Origin of the sequence: Micromonospora rubida (genome assembly GCF_009908295.1) — a bacterium.
GTDB lineage: Bacteria > Actinomycetota > Actinomycetes > Mycobacteriales > Micromonosporaceae > Micromonospora > Micromonospora rubida.
In genome coordinates this window covers 65,621-84,594 of record NZ_JAAALO010000010.1, presented here as the reverse complement: position 1 = coordinate 84,594, position 18,974 = coordinate 65,621, and the positions used below count along the sequence as shown (strand labels likewise).

General features: G+C 74.3%; 20 protein-coding genes, 1 pseudogene and 1 riboswitch. Of the genes and pseudogenes, 7 read left to right on the top strand and 14 right to left on the bottom strand.

Going from position 1 to position 18,974, the window contains the following annotated elements; translation table 11 throughout:
• Positions 1-3 precede the first annotated feature (3 nt).
• Both GVV04_RS27375 and GVV04_RS27370 read right to left on the bottom strand, forming a co-directional pair.
• Complete coding sequence (locus tag GVV04_RS27375; RefSeq protein WP_161691870.1) at positions 4-834, bottom strand: alpha/beta fold hydrolase; 831 nt, start codon at positions 832-834, stop codon at positions 4-6.
• Positions 835-844: 10 nt separating this feature from the next.
• Positions 845-1,057, bottom strand: a complete 213-nt coding sequence (locus tag GVV04_RS27370; protein WP_161691869.1) for a hypothetical protein — start codon at positions 1,055-1,057, stop codon at positions 845-847.
• A gap of 45 nt (positions 1,058-1,102) precedes the next feature.
• Positions 1,103-1,208, top strand: a riboswitch (TPP riboswitch).
• 73 nt (positions 1,209-1,281) lie between these two features.
• Here GVV04_RS27370 and GVV04_RS27365 point away from each other — a divergent pair.
• The 5 genes and pseudogenes from GVV04_RS27365 (at position 1,282) to gndA (ending at position 6,704) form a co-directional block, all read left to right on the top strand.
• The gene (locus GVV04_RS27365) at positions 1,282-1,875 is read left to right on the top strand and encodes an ECF transporter S component (protein WP_161691868.1); all 594 of its coding nucleotides are present in this window, start codon (positions 1,282-1,284) and stop codon (positions 1,873-1,875) included.
• 104 nt (positions 1,876-1,979) lie between these two features.
• The gene (locus GVV04_RS27360; protein WP_161691867.1) at positions 1,980-3,443 is read left to right on the top strand and encodes an ABC transporter ATP-binding protein; all 1,464 of its coding nucleotides are present in this window, start codon (positions 1,980-1,982) and stop codon (positions 3,441-3,443) included.
• The gene (locus tag GVV04_RS27355; RefSeq protein ID WP_161691866.1) at positions 3,440-4,240 is read left to right on the top strand and encodes an energy-coupling factor transporter transmembrane component T family protein; all 801 of its coding nucleotides are present in this window, start codon (positions 3,440-3,442) and stop codon (positions 4,238-4,240) included. Before GVV04_RS27360 ends, GVV04_RS27355 begins: the two co-directional genes overlap by 4 nt.
• A gap of 417 nt (positions 4,241-4,657) precedes the next feature.
• Positions 4,658-4,849: pseudogene (locus tag GVV04_RS34870) on the top strand (hypothetical protein); the annotation flags it as partial.
• Positions 4,850-5,261: 412 nt separating this feature from the next.
• Positions 5,262-6,704 (top strand): NADP-dependent phosphogluconate dehydrogenase, encoded by a 1,443-nt coding sequence (gene gndA, locus GVV04_RS27350; protein ID WP_161691865.1) that lies wholly within the window; start codon positions 5,262-5,264, stop codon positions 6,702-6,704.
• A 93-nt stretch (positions 6,705-6,797) separates the two neighbouring features.
• Here gndA and GVV04_RS27345 read toward each other — a convergent pair whose 3' ends face one another.
• From GVV04_RS27345 to recO, 3 genes are all read right to left on the bottom strand, one after another.
• Positions 6,798-6,983: a hypothetical protein gene (locus GVV04_RS27345; protein ID WP_161691864.1), complete on the bottom strand. Its 186-nt coding sequence runs from the start codon at positions 6,981-6,983 to the stop codon at positions 6,798-6,800.
• Positions 6,984-7,052: 69 nt separating this feature from the next.
• Positions 7,053-7,853 (bottom strand): isoprenyl transferase, encoded by an 801-nt coding sequence (locus tag GVV04_RS27340; RefSeq protein WP_161692012.1) that lies wholly within the window; start codon positions 7,851-7,853, stop codon positions 7,053-7,055.
• An 8-nt stretch (positions 7,854-7,861) separates the two neighbouring features.
• A complete protein-coding gene (gene recO, locus GVV04_RS27335) occupies positions 7,862-8,677 on the bottom strand; it encodes a DNA repair protein RecO (protein WP_161691863.1) in 816 nt (271 codons plus the stop codon).
• Between the two features lie 99 nt (positions 8,678-8,776).
• Between recO and GVV04_RS27330 the strand changes: the two genes are divergently transcribed.
• The gene (locus GVV04_RS27330) at positions 8,777-9,622 is read left to right on the top strand and encodes a DUF4097 family beta strand repeat-containing protein (RefSeq protein ID WP_161691862.1); all 846 of its coding nucleotides are present in this window, start codon (positions 8,777-8,779) and stop codon (positions 9,620-9,622) included.
• On the opposite strand, the gene GVV04_RS27325 is transcribed toward GVV04_RS27330, so the two are convergent.
• The 8 genes from GVV04_RS27325 to GVV04_RS27290 all read right to left on the bottom strand — a co-directional run bounded on the left by GVV04_RS27325 (position 9,609) and on the right by GVV04_RS27290 (position 17,228).
• Positions 9,609-10,772, bottom strand: a complete 1,164-nt coding sequence (locus GVV04_RS27325) for an acyltransferase family protein (RefSeq protein WP_161691861.1) — start codon at positions 10,770-10,772, stop codon at positions 9,609-9,611. The two genes, GVV04_RS27330 and GVV04_RS27325, sit on opposite strands and share 14 nt — an antisense overlap.
• 225 nt (positions 10,773-10,997) lie before the next feature.
• Positions 10,998-12,005: a GTPase Era gene (gene era, locus GVV04_RS27320; protein WP_328822596.1), complete on the bottom strand. Its 1,008-nt coding sequence runs from the start codon at positions 12,003-12,005 to the stop codon at positions 10,998-11,000.
• Positions 12,002-12,388, bottom strand: coding sequence for a cytidine deaminase (locus tag GVV04_RS27315; RefSeq protein WP_161691860.1), 387 nt, complete (start codon positions 12,386-12,388; stop codon positions 12,002-12,004). Before GVV04_RS27315 ends, era begins: the two co-directional genes overlap by 4 nt.
• Positions 12,381-13,799, bottom strand: coding sequence for a hemolysin family protein (locus GVV04_RS27310; RefSeq protein ID WP_201754267.1), 1,419 nt, complete (start codon positions 13,797-13,799; stop codon positions 12,381-12,383). Before GVV04_RS27310 ends, GVV04_RS27315 begins: the two co-directional genes overlap by 8 nt.
• Positions 13,775-14,248: an rRNA maturation RNase YbeY gene (gene ybeY, locus GVV04_RS27305; RefSeq protein WP_117672428.1), complete on the bottom strand. Its 474-nt coding sequence runs from the start codon at positions 14,246-14,248 to the stop codon at positions 13,775-13,777. The genes GVV04_RS27310 and ybeY overlap by 25 nt, the downstream gene beginning before the upstream one ends.
• Before the next feature lie 9 nt (positions 14,249-14,257).
• Positions 14,258-15,322 carry a PhoH family protein gene (locus GVV04_RS27300; protein WP_161691858.1) on the bottom strand — a complete coding sequence of 355 codons (1,065 nt, stop codon included), beginning with the start codon at positions 15,320-15,322 and terminating at the stop codon, positions 14,258-14,260.
• A gap of 174 nt (positions 15,323-15,496) precedes the next feature.
• On the bottom strand, positions 15,497-16,837 hold the full coding sequence (locus GVV04_RS27295) for a serine hydrolase domain-containing protein (protein ID WP_201754266.1): 1,341 nt from the start codon (positions 16,835-16,837) through the stop codon (positions 15,497-15,499).
• A gap of 40 nt (positions 16,838-16,877) precedes the next feature.
• Positions 16,878-17,228 (bottom strand): histidine triad nucleotide-binding protein, encoded by a 351-nt coding sequence (locus GVV04_RS27290; protein WP_161691856.1) that lies wholly within the window; start codon positions 17,226-17,228, stop codon positions 16,878-16,880.
• Between the two features lie 45 nt (positions 17,229-17,273).
• On the opposite strand from GVV04_RS27290, the gene GVV04_RS27285 reads away from it, so the two are divergent.
• On the top strand, positions 17,274-18,035 hold the full coding sequence (locus tag GVV04_RS27285) for an SDR family NAD(P)-dependent oxidoreductase (protein ID WP_161691855.1): 762 nt from the start codon (positions 17,274-17,276) through the stop codon (positions 18,033-18,035).
• Positions 18,036-18,226: 191 nt separating this feature from the next.
• On the opposite strand, the gene GVV04_RS27280 is transcribed toward GVV04_RS27285, so the two are convergent.
• Complete coding sequence (locus GVV04_RS27280) at positions 18,227-18,961, bottom strand: 16S rRNA (uracil(1498)-N(3))-methyltransferase (protein WP_161691854.1); 735 nt, start codon at positions 18,959-18,961, stop codon at positions 18,227-18,229.
• Positions 18,962-18,974: the final 13 nt, after the last annotated feature.

Below are 18,974 nucleotides of genomic sequence, written 5' to 3'. Positions count from 1 at the left end.
GGGTCATCGGGCGGGGCCCGTGCGGGCCAGGATCGCCTCGGCGAGCGGGCCGGGCGCCTCGTCGGGGATCCAGTGCGAGACGCCGGGCAGCTCTACGAGGCGGTAGTCCCCGGTGACGTGGGCGGCGCACGCCTCGGCGGCGGTGCGGCCGATCGCGATGTCCCTGTTGCTCCACACGAACGTGGTCGGCACCGACACCGGCCCGACCGCCGCGAGGTCGGCCCGCGACATCGCCCGGTACCAGTTCAGCGCGGCGGTCAGCGCGCCCGCCTCGCGCATCGGCTCGGCGTACCGGGCCACCCGGGCGGCGTCGCCGACCCCGCCGAGCAGCTTGCGCAGGGCGGCGGCCCGAAACGCCAGCAGCACCTTCTCCGCCTTGCCGGGCTTGCGGAACAGGGCGATGTACGACGAGCGGGCCTTCTGCTCGGTGTCCGTGGCCAGCGCGTGCGCCATCGCGGCGGGGTGCGGGACGGACACGGCGGTGAGGGTGCGCACCCGGTCGGGGCGGCTCGCGGCGAGCCCCCAGGCCACGATCGCGCCCCAGTCGTGCCCCACCACGTGCGCCGCCTCGACGCCCAGCGCGTCGAGCAGGGCCGCCGCGTCGGCGACCAGCTCGGGGAGCCGGTACGCCTCGACCGCCCCGGGCCGGGCGAGCGGCGAGTAACCCCGCTGGTCCGGCGCGTACGTGCGCAGCCCGGCGGCGTGCAGCGCCGGCGTCACCTCGTCCCACTCGCCCCCGTGCTGCGGGAAGCCGTGCAGCAGCAGCACCGGTTCGCCGTCGGCCGGCCCGCCGGCGCGGGTCTCGAACGTCAGCCCTTGCGCCTCCATCTGCATGATCGGCAGCCTACCCAGCGGGCACGTCGCGGGTCAGGCCCAGCGTGACCGGTCGTCCGTGGGCGGCGCAGCAGGCCAGCACATCCGGGTCGCCCGGCGGCAGCGGCGGGTGGTCGGACGGCTGCTGTTCGGCGGCGCGACACCATCGCGCACGACGGGCCGGGTCGATGGAGTACGGCGAGATGACGGTTTCCGCATCGAGGGTGAGCTGCGGTGGGATCACGTTGCCCGGCGATCTTCCGAGGTGTTAGCGTCGCCGAGACAACTTCATATCCGACAGGGGAGCGCACAGCGCTGAGAGTGCGGGCACCGCCCGCAGACCCTCGAACCTGATCTGGGTAATGCCAGCGCAGGGAGTTCGGTCGACCTCCAGCCGCGTCGCCGTCCGGTTTATCCGGGCGCGGCGTGCGTCTTCTCCTGGTTCACTCACGAACTAGGAGCCATCACATGAACCACACCGACAGCCACCGCTGGCGCACGATCGACATCGTGGTCGCCTCGGTGATCGCGGTCGCCTTCGGCGTCATCTTCTGGGCCTGGGGCCTGGTCTGGAGCGCCACCGAGGGGGCGTTCGCGTTCTTCCCGCCCGCGCAGACCCTGCTCTGCGGGGTCTGGCTGATGCCGGCCGTGGTCGGCGGCCTGGTGATCCGCAAGCCGGGCGCGGCCCTGTACTGCGAGACCGTCGCCGCCGTCCTGTCCGCCCTGCTGGGCAGCCAGTGGGCCGGCACGGTGATCCCGCAGGGCATCGTCCAGGGCATCGGCGCCGAGCTGGCCTTCGCCGCGTTCCGGTACCGCTCGTTCCGACTGCCGACCGCGCTGCTCGCCGGAGCGCTCACCGGCCTCAGCGCCGCCCTGTTCGACTTCCTCGTCTGGAACGCCGAGTACGACCTGACCAGCTACCGCATCCCGTACGCCCTGTTCACCATCGTCAGCGCCACGGTCCTTTGCGGCGCCGGCGGCTGGGCCCTCACCCGCGCCCTGGCCGGCACGGGCGTCCTGGACCGCTTCTCCGTCGCCCGCGACTACCGCGCCCCCGTCTGATCAGGTTGATCAAGAGGTTTGCGTCAGCCGAACCCGTTCTCCAGACGCAAACCTCTTGATCACCCAGGCTGGGGTGGGTTGAGGGCGGTGTTAAGGGGTTGGGTGTGGGCGGGGTTCGGGTGCGGGGGTTCGGGTGGCGGCATGCCGGGCGGCGGGGCTGGGCGGTGCGGGGGGTGGACCTGCGCGTCGAGCGCGGCGAGCGGGTGCTGCTGCTCGGGCCGTCGGGGGCGGGCAAGAGCACGCTGCTGGCCGCGCTGGCCGGGCTCCTGCCCGAGGACTCGGGTGAGCAGGAGGGCGCCGTCGAGGTCGACGGGGTCGACCCGCGCGCGGATCGGGAGCGGGTCGGCATCGTCTTCCAGGACCCGGAGACCCAGCTCGTCATGGCCCGCTGCGGCGACGATGTGGCGTTCGGGCTGGAGAACCGGGGCGTACCGGCCGACGAGATCTGGCCCCGGGTGGACGAGGCGCTGCGCCGGGTCGGCTTCCCGTACCACCGGGACCGGCCGACCGCCGCCCTCTCCGGCGGGGAGCAGCAACGGCTCGCCCTGGCCGGGACGCTCGCCCTGCGGCCGGGTCTGCTGCTGCTCGACGAGCCGACCGCGAACCTCGACCCGGCCGGGGCGGCGCTGGTTCGCCGCGCGGTGGCCGACGCGATGGACGGCGACACCACGCTGATCCTGGTCGAGCACCGGGTCGCCGAGGCGTTACCGCTGGTCGACCGGGTGGTGGTGCTGGAGCCCGGTGGCGGCGTACGCGCCGACGGGCCGCCGGAGGCGGTCTTCGCCGCCCACGGCGACGCCCTCGCCGCCGAGGGAGTCTGGGTGCCCGGCCGGACCGTGCCGCCCCGGCACGCCGGCGCGGCTCCGGGAGACCTGCTGATCAGCGCCGACCGGGTCGCCCTGCCGCCCCGCCTCGCCCCGATCGACCTCGCGGTACGCGCCGGCGAGGCGCTGGCCGTGCTCGGCCCCAACGGTGCCGGCAAGTCCACCCTGGCACTGCTGCTGGGCGGCCTGCTCCGACCGGGGACCGGCCGGGTGGCGGCGACCGGGGAGCTCGCCGGCCGGCATGCCCGGACTCCCCCGTACCGCTGGCGGGCCCCCGCCCTGGCGAGCCGGATCGGGTCGGTCTTCCAGGACCCGGAGCACCAGTTCGTCACCGGAACGGTCTTCGACGAGTTGGCCCTCGGCCCGCGACGTATCGGTCAGCCCGAGACCGCCGTCCGAGCCACCGTGGACGGTCTGCTGGATCGACTGCGCCTGACGGCGCTGGCCCGCGCGAACCCGTACACCCTCTCGGGTGGGGAGGCTCGGCGGCTGAGCGTGGCGACCGCCCTGGCCACCGCGCCCCGGCTGCTGGTCTGCGACGAGCCCACCTTCGGCCAAGACCGACGGACCTGGCTGGAACTGGTCGACCTCTTCGCCGAGCTGCGCGACGCCGGGCACGGCGTGGTCACCGTCACCCACGACCCGGACTTCGTCGCGGCCCTGGCCGACCGGCGGATCACCGTGACCCGCGAGCCGTCCGACGACGGGACCGGCGCGTCCGGCGAGGGGGTGGAGGCCGCATGATCAGCATCGAACCGGTGGCGACGCCGGGCGCCCCGCTGGCCCGGCGCAACCCGGTGGCGAAGGTCGTGGCGGCGTTGGTCTTCTCGTTCACCCTGCTCGCCACCCTGGACCCGGTCGCCCCGGCGATCGCCCTCGTCGTCGAGCTGGCAGTGCTGCCGCTGTTCGGCATCCGGTACCGGATGCTCGCCCGGCGGGCCGCGCCGGTGCTGCTCAGCGCGGTCGGCATCGTGGTCACCCTGGTCCTGTTCGCCGCCGACCGCTCCGGCCGGGTGCTGGTCGACGCGGGGCCGGTGCTGGTCACCACCGGGGTGCTGGTGACCGCGCTCGGGCTGGCGCTGCGCATGCTGGCCGTGGCCCTGCCCGGCGTGATCGTCTTCGCCACCACCGACCCGACCGACCTGGCCGACGCGCTGATCCAGAACGCGAAGGCACCAGCCCGGTTCGCGATCGGCGCGCTGGCGGCGTTCCGGCTGGTGCCGTTGCTGGGCCAGGAGTGGCAGATGATCAGCATGGCGCGGCGGGCACGTGGGGTCGACGCCGGACAGAACCCCCTGGCCCGGATGCGGCTGTTCGTCTCGACCGCGTTCGCGCTGCTGGTGGGGGCGATCCGGCGCGGCACCCGGCTCGCGGTGGCGATGGACGCCCGCGGTTTCGACGCGGGCACCCCGCGCACCGTCGCCCGGCGGCAGCGGTTCCGGGCCGCCGACGGCCTGCTGATCGCCGGGGCGGCGGCCCTGGCCGGGGCCGCGCTGGCGGTCAGCGTCGCGCTGGGCACTTTCCGCCCACTGATCGGCTGACCGCCCGGCGGGCGGACGATGGCGTCCCGCACCCCTTCAGGGACCTGTCCTTCGGCTCCTACGGAGCTGCCCCGTCTGTGCTCCCGCTCCACTGACAGCACAAACGGGGCAGCTCCATAGGGGCCGACGAAGGGTAGGTCGACCCGACCGAGCCGACGGCGCCGAGGTGAGCCGACGTGCGCCGACCTCGGCCCGGGCCCAGCCCCGAGGTGCGCGGATCAGCTGCGGCGGAAGGCGTACCGGCGGGTCTGGCCGGCGCGCTGGGTGCGGCCGGCAGGGTACTTGGCTCCGCCGGCCGGCGGGCCGGTCCTCGGCGGGGACGGCGTCTCCACCATGGGCGACACGTCCAAGGGCTCCGCCGGCGGCGACACGCGGAGCGAATCCCCCGTGGGCGAGAGGAGCGGAGACGCCGTCCCCGGCTGCGGGGAGACGCCAGCCGCGACGCCGAGATCCGGCGCGGTCACCTCCGGAGGAGACGATCCCGGGGACGAACCCGCGGACGAACTCGACGACGAACCCGGGGACGGCTTGCGGGGCTTGCGGGAACTGGGCTTGGCGGGCATACCCGGCCTCCTTACTGCTGGTGCCGACCGCACGGCGAGCGGCTGACGCCGACTGCGCGGCGCGGCGCTGCCGTCGGGCGACGGCGGGGCGAACGGGAACGGGATGGGGAGCGCCCGGGCGTCCGGCCACAACAGGTGCCGCGCAAAGCGGCGGCGGCGGTGGGAATGCGGACGCCCGGAACACCGGACCCGCGGCGAGAACGGCGGGTCGGCTTCCGAAAGAGGGGCGTCAGTTACGCATGTCCGTGACGGTAGTCGCCCGCCCCGCCCGCCGCACCCGATTTACCGGCACCCGCCCCGCCGGGGGGCCACCGCCGGCCCGGACGCCACCAGGTCACGTGCCGCTGCCGGCCCGGACGCCACCACATCGTGACACCGCGTCCACCATCGGGCCCCGCCGCCCGTCCCCCGGGATACGGTCGCAGCACCACAGGCGACGCGAGGGATGGCGGGTACGGATGACGCGACAGGCGACAGCGCAGATCGGCGTGACCGGGCTGGCGGTGATGGGCCGGAACCTGGCCCGCAACCTGGCCCGCAACGGGTTCACGGTGGCGGTGCACAACCGGTCCCCGGAGCGCACCCGCAGCCTGGTCGCCGAGCACGGCGACGAGGGCACGTTCGTGCCGTCGGAGTCCCTCGCGGACTTCGTGGCGTCGCTGGAGCGCCCCCGCGCGGTGATCGTGATGGTGAAGGCCGGCGCCCCGACCGACGCGGTGATCGACGAGCTGGTCCCGCTGCTGGAGGAGGGCGACATCGTCGTCGACTGCGGCAACGCCCACTTCGCCGACACCCGGCGACGGGAGGAGGCGCTGCGCGGGCACGGGCTGCACTTCTCCGGCACCGGTGTGTCGGGCGGCGAGGAGGGCGCGCTGCGCGGGCCGAGCATCATGCCGGGCGGCTCCGTCGAGTCGTACGCGAAGCTCGGCCCGATGTTCGAGAAGATCGCCGCCCAGGTCGACGGCACGCCGTGCTGCCGGCACATCGGCCCGGACGGCGCCGGCCACTTCGTGAAGATGGTGCACAACGGCATCGAGTACGCCGACATGCAGCTCATCGCGGAGGCGTACGACCTGCTGCGGGCCGGGCTGTCGGCGAGCCCGGCGGAGATCGCGGACATCTTCCGGGAGTGGAACACCGGCGAGCTGGAGTCGTTCCTCATCGAGATCACCGCCGAGGTGCTGGGGCACACCGACGCGGCGACCGGGCGGGCGTTCGTCGACGTGGTGCTGGACCAGGCCGAGCAGAAGGGCACCGGCCGCTGGACGGTGCAGAGCGCGCTGGATCTGGGCATCCCGATCACCGGCATCGCCGAGGCCACCTTCGCCCGGTCGCTGTCCGGGCACGCCGACCAGCGCGAGGCCGCCCGCCGGGCGTTCGGCGACGCCGGGGAGAAGTGGCAGGTCGAGGACCGGGACGCCTTCGTCGAGGACGTGCGGCGCGCACTGCTGGCCAGCAAGATCGTCGCGTACGCGCAGGGCTTCGACCACATCCGCGCCGGCAGCCGGGAGTACGACTGGGACATCGACCTGGGCGGCACCGCGACGATCTGGCGGGGCGGCTGCATCATCCGGGCCCGCTTCCTGGACCGGATCAGGGAGGCGTACGACGCCCAGCCGGAGCTGCCGTCGCTGCTGGTGGCGCCGTGGTTCGCCGAGGCGGTCAGCGCCGGCGTGCCGAGCTGGCGACGGGTGGTGGTCGACGCGGCCCGGGCCGGCGTGCCGACCCCGGCGTTCTCCTCGTCGCTGGCGTACTTCGACGGGCTGCGCGCCCAGCGGCTGCCCGCCGCGCTGATCCAGGGGCTGCGGGACAACTTCGGCGCGCACACCTACCAGCGGGTGGACCGGGAGGGGTCGTTCCACACGCTGTGGGCCGGCGACCGCTCCGAGGTGCAGGCGTGACGCGGGTGCAGGCGTGACGCGCTGACGGTCACGACGACCGGGTGGGAAGGCGTCGGCCCCACCCCCGAAGCGGGGGTGGGGCCGACGGACGGCTCACCAGAACCGGCGGCGCTTCGCCTTCTGCGGGCGCAGCAGGTCGGCGCCCTTGCTGAGCGCCCGGCTCACGCCGGTCGAGCCGCGCCGGGCCTCCAGGGTGTGGCTGAGCCGGCGAGCTCCGGCTGCGGCCAGCGGCACGGCGACCGCCATGACCGCCCACTGGCCTATCCGCTTCTGAATCATGTGGGTTCACCTCCGCGTCGTGGCTGCTGGGAGGGTGATACCCAGCCGGGCACGCCGGTAAGCCTGGGCTCAGCTCGACGGGGCGACCGGGTTGGGCAGCGCCCCGCCGAAGCGCCGGTCCCGCTGGGCGTACAGCTCGCAGGCGTACCAGAGGTGGCGGCGGTCGAAGTCCGGCCAGAGGGTGTCGAGGAACACCAGCTCCGCGTACGCGGTCTGCCAGAGCAGGAAGTTGGAGATCCGTTCCTCCCCGGACGGGCGGAGGAAGAGGTCCACCTCGGGGATCTCCGGGTGGTAGAGGTACTTCGCGATCAGCTTCTCGTTGACCTTGTCCGGGTCGAGCCGGCCGGCCGCCACGTCGCGGGCGATCGCGGCGGCGGCGTCGGCGATCTCCGCCTGCCCGCCGTAGTTGACGCAGAATTGGAGGGTCAGCGTCGAGTTCCCCCGGGACATCTCCTCGGCGGTCTGCAACTCGGAGATGACGCTCTTCCACAGCCGGCCGGGCCGGCCGGACCAGACCACCCGGACGCCGAGGTCGACGAGCTGGTCGCGGCGGCGCCGGATCACGTCCCGGTTGAAGCCCATCAGGAACCGGACCTCGTCGGGCGAGCGCCGCCAGTTCTCCGTGGAGAACGCGTACGCCGAGAGGTAGGGCACGCCCAGCTCGATCGCGCCCTCGATGGTGTCGAAGAGGCTGAACTCGCCCGCCTCGTGGCCCTTGGTGCGGGGCAGGCCGCGCTCCTTGGCCCACCGGCCGTTGCCGTCCATCACCACGGCGACGTGCCGGGGCACCGCCCCGGGGGGCAGCGCCGGGGGCCGGGCGCCCGACGGGTGCGGAGTCGGCGGCACCGGCTCGCGCCGGCCGGCCCTCATCGATCGGATCACTCGGCTCTCTCCCTGCTCACGTCCGGCACCCCCGGGCCGGCGACCGCACCGCCCCGGTCGACCAGCGGCAGCGAGCGTAACGCGCGCTCCAGGTGCCACTGCAGGTGCGCCGCGACCAGGCCGCTGCACTCCCGGCGTACGCCGGTCTCGGTGGCGTCGGCGAGCACCCAGTCGCCGGTGGTGAGCGCGGACATCAGGTCGACGGTGGCCGGGGCGGGGTGGGCCGCCCCGGGGGGCCGGCAGTCCGGGCAGACCGCGCCACCGGCCGGCACGGAGAACGCCCGGTGCCGCCCCGGGGTGCCGCAGACCGCGCACGCGGTCAGCGCGGGGGCCCAACCCGCGAGGGTCATCCCGCGCAGCAGGTACGCGTCGAGCACCAGCGTGGTGGCGTGGTCGCCCCGGGAGAGGGACTTCAGCGCGCCGAGGGTGAGCTGGAACAGCCGCAGCGAGGGTTCCCGCTCGACGGGGGTGAGCCGCTCGGCCGTCTCGGCGATCGCACTGGCCGCCGTGTAGCGCGGGTAGTCGCCGAGGAACCGCTTGCCGTACAGGTCGATCCCCTCGACCTGGCTGACGCTGTGCAGCGAGCTGCCGGTGTTGCCCTTCGGGTCGCCGGCGAGTTGCACGTCGACGTGGCCGAACGGCTCCAGCCGGGCGCCGAACTTGCTGGTGGTGCGGCGGACCCCCCGGGCCACCGCGCGGAGCCGGCCGTGCCGGCGGGTGAGCAGGGTGATGATCCGGTCGGACTCGCCGAGCTTCTGCACGCGCAGCACCACCGCGTCGTCGCGGTAGAGCTGTCGGCGGTACCCGGGCATCCGGTCATTCTCCTCGGGGTGTGAAATCAGGGTCGGTTCGGGGTAGCCGGCGCGCGATCCCGGATGCGCCCCAGGTCGGCCCCGCCGTAGCGTGCCGGCATGGCTCCGCATCCCACCGCCGCGCCCGCCCGGGCCGCCGCACCACGCCGCGCCGCCGTCGCCGCCCGCCGGCCGGTTGCCCGCACCGCCCTCGCCGTCGGCGGCGCCGCCGCCCTGATCCTCGTCGCCGGGTGCGACACCTTGTCGATGCGCCAGCTCGACTTCGACACCACCGAGACCGTCGCCGTGACCCGGGTCGTCGTGCGTCCGGGGGCGGGCGACGTGACGGTACGCGGCACCGGTCCGACCGGTCAGGTACGCGTCAAGCGGGTGCTGCGCTACCACGGCGCCCAGCCCGACACCCGGTACGAGGTGCACGGCGACGAGCTGGTGCTGGACTCCGACTGCGGCCACCGCTGCTCGGTGTCGTACGACGTGACCGTGCCCCCGGGGACGGCGGTGCGCGGCGAGGGCGGCTCGGGCGACATCGACCTGTCCCAGGTCAGCGCGGTGGAGCTGCGCCTCGGCTCGGGCAACATCCACGTCGGCGGGGCCACCGGCCCGGTACGGGCCGAGACCGGTTCCGGCGACGTGGAGGTGGACGACGTGCCCGGCCCGGCCACCCTGCGGGCCGGCTCGGGCAGCATCACGGGGCGGGGCCTCCGCGGTCAGGTCGACGCCGAGACCGGCTCGGGCGACGTCGACCTGGAGCTGTCCGCCCCCGCCTCGGCGCGGGCCCACGCCGACAGCGGGAACGTGGACCTGATCGTGCCCGCCGGCCGGTACCGGGTGCGGTCGAGCGTCGGGTCGGGCGATGCCGACCTCGGCGTTTCGGACGACCCGACCGCGCTGCTGCTGATCGACGTCGCCACAGGCAGCGGGAACGTGACGGTCAGCGCACGCTGAGCTTGGTGGTGTACTCCTCGGGGGCCCGGGGCGCCGGCGCCACCGCCCGCCCCGCCGGGGCGGGGCTGACCGGCACGCAACCAGGGGCCGTCGGGGTGCCGCCGGGGCGGGCCAGGGTGCCGTCGGGGCGGGCCGGGGTGCCGCCGGGGGTTCGGCTGCCTGGGAGCAGCTCCGGGGGGCGGCGGGCCGCCACGTCCTCCACCCAGCCGACCAGCACGGTGACCACGCCGACCAGCGCGAAGACCAGCGCCACCCGGATCGCCAGCCCGACCGGGTCCTGGTGGGACCAGCCGACGACGTCGACCAGCGGGGTGAGCGCCACCACGAACGGCATGTGCCAGAGGTAGGCGGTCAGCGCCCGCCGGTTCAGCACGGTCACCGCGCGGCCGAGCAGCGCGTTGCGGTCCACCCAGGCAGCGGACGCCGGGGCCCGGCCGATCGCCACCAGGATGAACGCCGCCGACCAGAGCGCGTTGCCCAGCGGCATGTCGTTCAGGTCGTACCCCCGGGGGCCGGGGTGGGTGACGATCCAGGCCGCCCCGGCGGCGCCGAGGGCGAGCGCGGTCGGGACCAGCACCCGGGTGGCCATGCGGCGCAGCAGGCCGTCGTGGTGGGCGAAGCCGAGCAGCCAGGCCCCGAAGTACAGGCCGAAGTCCCGCAGCACCGTCGGCGCGTTCGGCAGCATGCCGGCCTCGATCGCGGCCAGCAGGGCGTACGGGGCGAGCAGGGTGGGCCACGGCGCCCGGCGGAACAGCCAGAGCGCGAGAGGCGAGGCGAACACGAACCAGAGGTAGTCGCGCAGGTACCAGATCGGGCTGAGCGCCAGCGCCCCCCAGTAGTTGGCCGGCGGGTCGGCCACGGGGAACGCCCAGAGCAGCACCCTCGGCGTCAGCGGCAGCCCGGTGAGCAGCATGGCGGGTACGAAGATCGCGGCCACCACCCACAGCGACGGCAGCAGGCGGCGCAGCCGCCGGCCCACCGCCGGCACCCCGGACCTGTCCAGCGACGCCGCCATGAGCGATCCGGCAAGCGCGAACATCACCGACATGGCCGGGAAGAGCAGCGTCAGCGTGCCCCATCCGGTCACGTGGTAGACCACGACTCGGATGATCGCCAGGAAGCGCAGCAAGTCCAGGTATCGGTTTCGCATCAGCCTGCTTCAATGTCAGGGGGCAGGACGCAAACGTTCCCTACCCTCCGACCGAACGCCGGCAAACGCCCACCATCGCGGGCTGAAAGTGAAAAAAGCCATACCCGGCCTGACCCGGAAGCGTGCCGGGGGTGGATCAGCCCGACGGCGGGGCGGTGCCACTGCCCAGAAACTCCCCAGATCCGCCCCGCACGCCGACGACCCGGCGCGCGGGGCGGATCTGGGTCAGAAGCCGAGCTTGCGGAGCTGGTTGGGGTCGCGCTGCCATTCCTTCGCCACCCGCACGTGCAGGTCCAGGTAGACCCGGGTGCCGAGCAGCTCCTCGATCTGCTGGCGGGCGGTGATGCCGACCTGCTTGAGCCGGCTGGCCTGGTGGCCGAGCACGATCGCCTTCTGGCTGGACCGCTCGACGTAGACGTCGGCGTAGATCTTCATGAGCTGACCCTCGGGGATCATCTCCTCCACCACCACGGCGATGGAGTGCGGCAGCTCGTCGCGGACCCCCTCCAGGGCCGCCTCCCGGATCATCTCGGCGATCAGCACCTGCTCCGGGTCCTCGGTGAGCATGTCGTCCGGGTAGAGCTGCGGCGACTCGGGCAGGTAGCCGGTCATCACGTCGACCAGGGTGTCGACCTGGTGACCGGACACCGCGCTGACCGGCACCACCTCGGCGAACTCGCCCAGCTTGCTGACCGCGAGAAGCTGCTCGGCCAGTCGCCGCTTGTCCACCAGGTCGGTCTTGGTCACCACGGCCATCACGGTGGCCTTCAGCTCGGCCAGCTCGCCGGTGATGAACCGGTCCCCCCGGCCGACCGGCTCGTTCGCCGGGATGCACAGGCCGATCACGTCGACCTCGCTCCAGGTGGCGCGGACCAGGTCGTTCAGGCGCTCGCCGAGCAGCGTGCGGGGGCGGTGCAGGCCCGGGGTGTCGACCAGGACGAGCTGCGACTCCGGCCGGTGCAGCACGGCCCGGATGATGTGCCGGGTGGTCTGCGGCTTGTTCGAGGTGATCGCGATCTTCGTGCCGATGATGGCGTTGGTCAGCGTCGACTTGCCGGCGTTCGGCCGGCCCACGAAGCAGGCGAACCCGGCCCGGTACGGGAGCTTCCCCGGCTCGCCGCCGCCGGACGCGCGGCCACCGGCCGCAGCGCCCCCGCCGTCACGGCGACCGGCTGCCGGACGACCGTCGCGACGACCGGCGGCGGGACGGCCTGCTGCGGGACGGCCGGTCACTCGACCACCGTGCCGAGGACGGTGCCGTCCGGGGCGGCCACGTGGACCGGCGCGTCGGCGGCCAGATCCCGGACGGCGGCGTGCCCCGCCCCGTCCAGGGTCGACGCCTCGGTCACCACCACGGCGGCCTCCAGTCGGGTGGCCCCGGCCGCCACGGCGGAAGCCACCGCGAGCTGGAGGGCGGTGAGCGTGAGCGAGGGCAGCGAGACGCTCGCCGCCGTGTACGTGCGGCCGTCCTGGTCGCGTACCGCCGCTCCCTCCACGGCGCCCACCCGGCCCCGCGCGCCGCGGGCCAGGACGACCAGCTTGCCGTCCTCGGCGGTCAGCTCGACCGGCGCGGTCGGGGTGGGCAGGGCCGCGGGTGCGGCGGGTGACTCAGGCATCGGCGGATTGCCTCTCCTCGGATCGGTTCTGGTTGCCCCGGTAGTCGGCGGGCTCGCCGCGCCCCGGGGTCGTGTCGGCATGGCCGGTCGGCTCGATCCGGCTGACCAGCACGGTGTCTATCCGGTTGCGCCGGCCGGTGGTGCCCTCGGCGTGCAGCCGGAGCTTGGCCACGTCGGCCTCCGCGCCGGGGATCGGAACCCGGCCCAGGGCCTGGGCGAGCAGGCCGCCGACCGTCTCGACCTCGTCGGCGGGCAGCTCGACGTCGAACAGCTCGCCGAGGGTCTCGACCGGCAGCCGGGCGGTGACCCGCACCGAACCGTCCTCCAGCCGTTCGACCGGTGGGCGCTCGACATCGTACTCGTCGGTGATCTCCCCGACGATCTCCTCGAGGATGTCCTCGATGGTGACCAGGCCGCCGGTGCCACCGTACTCGTCGACGACGATGACCAGGTGGTTGCGGGCCGCCTGCATCTCCGACAGCAGGTCGTCGACCGGCTTGGACTCCGGGACGAAGGTCGCCGGGCGCATCAGCTCGGCCACCGGCAGCAGGGCCGCGGCGGGATCGCCGCCCCGGGTACGCCGGATCAGGTCCTTCAGGTAGAGCACGCCCAGCACGTCGTCGACGCTCTCCCCGATCACCGGGATGCGGGAGAAGCCGGAACGCAGGAACAGCGTCAGCGCCTGGGAGAGGGTCTTGCTCTCCTCTATCCACACCATCTCGGTGCGCGGCACCATCACCTCGCGGGCGATGGTGTCGCCGAGCGCGAAGACCGAGTGGATCATCTGCCGCTCGCCGTGCTCCACGACGCCGCGCTGCTCGGCCAGGTCGACCAGCTCGCGCAGCTCCACCTGGGTGGCGAACGGCCCCTCCCGGAAGCCGCGCCCCGGGGTGACCGCATTGCCGATCAGGATCAGCAGCGAGGCGAGCGGGTTGAGCGCCCGCCCGAGCCAGCGCACCAGCGGGGCGACCGCCCGGCCGACCGCGTACGCGTGCTGCCGGCCGATGGTGCGCGGGCCGACGCCGACCACCACGAAGCTGATCACGGTCATCGCGCCGGCGGTGATCAGGGCCGCCCGCCAGCCCGCGCCGAACGTGTCGACCGCCACCAGCGCGACCAGCGTGGTGGCGGTCAGCTCGGCCAGCAGCCGGAGCAGCAGCAGCAGGTTGAGGTGGCGGACCACGTCGCCGGCGACCGCCTGGAGGGTGCGGGCGCCCCGGGCGCCGTCGCGGGCCAGCTCGGCCGCCCGGGCCGGGGACACCGCGGCGAGCGCCGCCTCGGTCATCGCGATCAGGCCGGCGAGCACCACCAGCCCGGCCGCGAAGACGAGCAGTTGCAGGTCGGGCAGGCCGGCGGGGGCGCCGGCCGCCGATATCAGGGTGGGCATCACCGGGACCGGGTCGACCGCCAGCCGGCCAGCAGCCGGGCCTGGAGCTCGAACATCTCCCGCTCCTCCTCCGGCTCGGCGTGGTCGTACCCGAGCAGGTGCAGGACCCCGTGCACGGTGAGCAGGTGCAGCTCGTCCGCCGCCGCGTGGCCGGCGGTCGCGGCCTGCTTGGCCGCCACCTCCGGGCAGAGCACGATGTCGCCGAGCAGGGCCGGCTCCCCGCCGGACGCGCTGGCCTCGCCCGGCCCGTGGTCGACGCTGCCCTCGTCCATGGGGAAGGCGAGCACGTCGGTCGGGCCGTCGCCACCCATCCAGCGGTGGTTCAGCTCGGTCATGTAGTCGATGTCGACCAGCAGCACGGACAGCTCGGCGAGGGGGTTGACCCCCATCTCGTCGAGGGCGTACCGGGCGACGGCGAGCACGGCGTCGGTGTCGACCTCGGCACCGGACTCGTTGGCGATCTCGATGGACAACTGGGTTCCCTAGGTCTGGCGGCGCCGGCCGGCCCGACCGCCCGGGGCGGTAGGCCCCGGCACGGCGTGCACGCCCTGCGCCTGCTGCTTCTCCCGCTCGGCATCCCAGCGGGCGTACGCGTCGACGATCTCCCCGACCAGCCGGTGACGCACCACGTCGGAGCTGGAGAGCTGCGCGAAGTGCACATCCTCCACGTTCTCCAGGATCTCCCGGACGATCCGCAGGCCGCTGGTCGTCCCGCCGGGAAGGTCCACCTGGGTGACGTCGCCGGTGACCACGATCTTGGAACCGAAACCGAGCCGGGTGAGGAACATCTTCATCTGCTCGGGCGTGGTGTTCTGGGCCTCGTCGAGGATGATGAACGCGCTGTTGAGGCTACGCCCGCGCATGTACGCCAGCGGCGCGACCTCGATCGTCCCCGCCGCCATCAGCTTCGGGATGGTCTCCGGGTCGAGCATGTCGTGCAGCGCGTCGTAGAGCGGGCGCAGGTAGGGGTCGATCTTCTCGTTCAGCGTGCCGGGCAGGAAGCCGAGCCGCTCCCCCGCCTCGACCGCCGGCCGGGTGAGGATGATCCGGTCGACCTGCTTGGCCTGGAGCGCCTGGACGGCCTTCGCCATGGCGAGGTACGTCTTGCCGGTGCCCGCCGGGCCGATGCCGAAGACGATGGTGTGCCCGTCGATGGCGTCGACGTAGGTCTTCTGCCCGAGGGTCTTGGGGCGGATGGTGCGCCCGCGCCGGGAGAGGATGTTGTGCGTCAGGACCTCGGCGGGCCGCTCGGCACTGCCCTGCTCGAGCATGCCGACGGTACGCCGTACGGCGTCAGTGGTCAGGGTCTCGCCTTTCTCGATCAGTTCGAGCAGCTCGCTGAAGAGGCGCTCGGCGAAGGCGTTGTCCGCGGGAGCACCGGTGATGGTGATCTCGTTGCCACGGACGTGCACGTCGCTGGTGACCGAGCGTTCGACGAGTCGCAGGATCTCGTCGCCCGCGCCCAGCAGATTGACCATGATCTTGGAGTCGGGGACGGTGATCCTGGTCTGCACCCGGGGCGGGCCGGGAGGTGGGGTGCCGGTCATAGGTCGGGCCGAGGGGCCCTGCGCCACCTGCTCTCACTCTCGGCGCCAGGCCTGGTGGGCGCGGCGGTCGGACGTTGCCCCCATCCTATCGTTTCCCGCGCGGTGGCACCTCTGCCATTAACCGGGCCGCCGCCCCGCCCCACCTGCCGCCGAGCCGCCCCGCCCGGGGCGGGGTCAGCGCCGGAAGTCGTACCCGTCGAAGGTCTCCTGGGCCCGGGTGAACCGGTAGGTGGCCCAGTGCAGCCGGACCACCCTCCCGTCCGCGTCCCGGGTCAGCCGGAGCAACTCGCCGACCTCCCGCCCGGACACGGTGCGGAACACGTCCGGCCGGTCCGGCACCGGGGCGAAGACCGCCGGCGGCTTCCCCGCCGGGTCGTCCGCGCCCCGGGCCCGCAGGGCCCCGTCGTGCCAGCCGAAGACGTACTCGAAGCCCTCGCCCCACCAGCGGCCCAGCATCCCGCGCAGGTGCGCCGGGGCGGGCTCTCCCGGCCGCCACGGCTCGACGTCGGCCGGGTCATGCTCGGCGGACGCCGCGAGCAGCCGGTGCGGCAGGTCCATCACCTGCACCCCGGTCCCGGACGAGCCGAGCACCGCCGCGCCCATCGCCCCGGCGGTGCCGTCACCGCCGCGCCGGCCGTAGACGGCGGCCAGGAAGCCGGGCATCGCCCCGTCGTGCCCGACGTGCACCACCCGCTCGCCCTGCGGCACGAGGATCAGCCCCAGCCCGAAGCCCGCGCCCCAGGACGTCTCGTCGGTGACGGTCAGCGGCCAGCGCATCTCGTCGAGGGTGGCCGGGGCGAGCACCGCGCCGGCCGGGTCCAGCGCCGCCGGGTCGGCCAGGAACGCCGCCCACCGGGCCATGTCGGCCGCGGTGCTCCAGAGCTGGGCGGCCGGGCCGACCGCGCCGAAGTCCGTCGGCGGCTCCGGGTGCGCCTCGTCGGAGTACGCGTCGACCAGGAACCCGGTGGCCGCCGCCGGGCCCGGCCGGTCGGCGGTGGCGGTCAGCCCGAGCGGGGCGAGCACCCGCTCGCCGAGAACCTCGGCCCAGGCGCCGCCGCGCAGCCGCGCGACGAGCTGGCCGAGCAGCGCCATGCCGAGGTTGGAGTAGTGGTAGCGGCGGGCCGGCGGCAGCACCCGCTCGGCCCGGGCCAGGTCGGCCAGCAGCGCGTCCACGTCGGGGGCGGCCAGGGTGTCCCAGACGTCGCCGTGCGGCTCCCGTTGCAGGCCCGAGGTGTGCGACAGCAGCCGGCGCACGGTCAGCTCGCCGTGCGCCGGGACGTCGAGGTGCCGGCCCACCGGGTCGTCCAGGTCGAGCAGGCCCGCGTCGCGGCACTGGAGGACCAGCACGGCGGTGAAGGTCTTGGTCACCGAGCCGATCCGGAACCGCGTCTCCGGGCCGAGGACGCCGTCGTTGCCGGTGCCGCCGACCGCGCACGTCCACGGCGGCCGGTCGGCCCGGTGCAGGGCGGCCGACACGGCCGGCACCCGCCCGTCGGCCTGGACCCGCCGCACCATCCGCTCCAGGCGGCCGTCGATCTCGCTCACCACCGCCCGCCTACCGGCAGATCATCGGGCCGAGCGGCGCGCCGCCGAGCACGTGCGCGTGGACGTGGAAGACCTCCTGGCCCCCGTACGCCCCGGTGTTGAACATCAGCCGGTAGCCGTCGCCGAGCAGCCCCTCGTCCTCGGCCACGACGGCGGCCGCGGCCAGCAGTTCCCCGGCCAGCCCCGGGTCGCCCTGGCCCAGGGTGGCCACGTCGGCGTAGTGCTCCTTCGGGATGACCAGCACGTGCACCGGGGCCTTCGGGGAGATGTCCCGGAACGCCAGGGTGGTGTCGGTCTCCCGGACGATGGTGGCCGGGATCTCCCCGGCGACGATTCGGCAGAACAAGCAGTCGGATCCCATCGGGGCATGGTAAGGCGTGCCGGCCTGCTCGGGCATGATGGCGGCGTGACTTCACGAGCGGTACTGGTGACGGGGTCCTCGCGCGGCATCGGGCGCGCGGTGGCGGCGAGGTTCGCGGCGGGCGGGGACCGGGTGGCGATCCACCACCGGGACTCGGCGGAGCTGGCCGAGGGGCTGCGCGCCGAACTGCCGGGCGACGGCCACGTCGTGGTCCGCGCGGACCTGACCGACCCCGACGCGGTACGGGCGATGGTCGACGACGCGGCGGCCCGCCTCGGCGGCCTGGACGTGCTGGTCAACAACGCCGGCGTGTACGGCGAGCGGGACGCCCCGCACCCGGTCTTCGGCGCGTCCTACGCCGACTGGCAGCGGCGCTGGCGGCAGGCGCTGGAGACCAACCTGACCGGGGCGGCCAACGTGACCTGGTGCGCCGCCCAGCACATGCGCGAACGGGGCGGGCGGATCGTCAACGTCTCCTCCCGGGGCGCGTTCCGGGGCGAGCCGGACCAGCCGGCGTACGGGGCGAGCAAGGCGGGGCTGAACGCGCTCGGCCAGTCCCTCGCGGTGGCCCTCGCCCCGTACGGCATCGCGGTGGCCACGGTGGCCCCCGGCTTCGTGGAGACGGACATGACCACGGAGCACCTGGCCGGCGAGCGGGGCGCGGAGATCCGCGCCCAGAGCCCGTTCAACCGGGTGGCCCGCCCCGACGAGATCGCCGCCGCCATCCACTGGCTGGCCGCCCCCGAGTCGGAGTGGACCTCCGGCACCATCATCGACCTCAACGGCGCCAGCTACCTCCGCCCCTAACCCACCCCCCGCCCACCCCGGGCCACCAGTTGGCGCAAATTCACGGAATGAGTGGCTATTCCACGCGGAATGACCACTCATTCCGGGTAAGTGCGAGCTGAGGCCCCGGGGTGCGGGGTGAGGCCCCGGGGTGCGGGGTGAGGCCCCGGGGTGCGGGGTGAGGCCCCGGGGTGTGGGGTGCGGTTCCGGGGTTACCAGCGGGGGAGGCGGGTGGAGAGGACCGAGAGGGCGGCCACTCCGGCCGTGGAGGTGCGCAGGACCGACGGGCCCAGGCGGACCGGGCGGGCGCCGGCGGCGGCGAAGGTGGCCAACTCGGGCTCGGCTATGCCGCCCTCCGGGCCGACGACCAGCACGATCTCGCCCGCGTCGGGCAGCTCCACGGTGGTCAGCCGGTCGTCGGCCTCCTCGTGCAGGACGAACGCGGCGGCGGACCCGGCGATCCGCCGGGCCACGGTGGCGGTGGACTCGTCGGGGGCCCCGGCCAGCACCGGCAGCCACGCCCGTCGGGCCTGCTTCGCCGCTTCCCGGGCGGTGGCCGCCCACTTCTCCCGCGCCCGTACGCCCCGGTCGCCGCGCCACTGCACCACCGAGCGGGACGCCGCCCAGGGGACGATCTCGTCCACCCCGACCTCGGTCATCGCCTGCACGGCCAGCTCGCCCCGGTCGCCCTTGGCGATGCCCTGCACCACCACGAGCCGGGGCACGGACGCGTCGACGTACCCCCGGGAGGTGACGTCGAGCTCCAGGCTGCCCCGGCCGACGGCGGTGACCACGGCGGACGCGGTGCCGCCCCGGCCGTCGGCGAGCAGCAGTTCCTCACCCACCCGCAGCCGCTGCACGGTGGCGGCGTGATGCCCCTCGGGGCCGTCCAGGGTCAGCTGGGCAGCGGTGGGCAGCGACTCGACCAGGAACAGCGGCGCGGACACGACGATCAGGTTA